The 887-nt window shown below is 41.4% G+C and carries 3 rRNA genes; all 3 read right to left on the minus strand.

Annotated features, from left to right (window positions below):
• A 16S ribosomal RNA gene (locus PAND9192_RS20335) occupies window positions 1–115 on the minus strand; the annotation flags it as partial.
• A 420-nt stretch (window positions 116–535) separates the two neighbouring features.
• Window positions 536–651, minus strand: a 5S ribosomal RNA gene (rrf, locus tag PAND9192_RS20340).
• 135 nt (window positions 652–786) lie between these two features.
• Window positions 787–887 (minus strand): 23S ribosomal RNA (locus tag PAND9192_RS20345); the annotation flags it as partial.

Here is an 887-nt window from a genome sequence, read left to right on the forward strand (position 1 = left end):
CCCGTCCGCCGCTCGTCAGCATTGATAGCAAGCTATCAATCTGTTACCGCTCGACTTGCATGTGTTAGGCCTGCCGCCAGCGTTCAATCTGAGCCATGATCAAACTCTTCAATTAAAGTTTTGTTGTTTCTTTCGAAACGGCTCAATGAATACTGACTTCAAAACTACTAATGTAATTTTAAAGCTATTATCGTTCCAACAGAACGATAATGAATTGACTGTGCCAAATAACCGTAGTTATTTGTATTGGTCACTCAGTTCATTGATAAATCTTTCGACTTAACTATTCAACGAGTGCCCACACAGATTGCATGGTCAAATTGTTAAAGAACGTTGACTTTCAATGCCTTAGCGCTTTACGCTTCAGCAAGTCAGGTGGCGTATAATACGCTTTTCTGATATTCAGTCAAGACAAAATTTTCATCTTTTTTATCAATTGATTAAAAAGTAAAAACTCTCTATTGACGTCGCTCACATTTCAATCAGTGAGAGCGAAATAAAAGCCCGTTCATTGAACGGGCTCTCATAATTTGAAGCCTGGCGATGTCCTACTCTCACATGGGGAGACCCCACACTACCATCGGCGCTATTACGTTTCACTACTGAGTTCGGCATGGGATCAGGTGGGTCCATAACGCTATGGTCGCCAAGCAAATTCGGTTTATTTATCGCCTTTAGGCAATAAATAACAATCTGGGAAAATCTAACTAGTTGTTCTCACACTCATTCAAGCGTTTGTAGAGTCCGTCTCTTCTCTTTTGAGAAGAAAAACCCCTTGGGTGTTGTATGGTTAAGCCTCACGGGCAATTAGTATCAGTTAGCTCAATGCCTCACAGCACTTACACACCTGACCTATCAACGTTGTAGTCTTCAACAACCCTTTAGAG

The organism is Photobacterium andalusiense, assembly GCF_900185625.1.
Lineage (GTDB): Bacteria > Pseudomonadota > Gammaproteobacteria > Enterobacterales > Vibrionaceae > Photobacterium > Photobacterium aquimaris.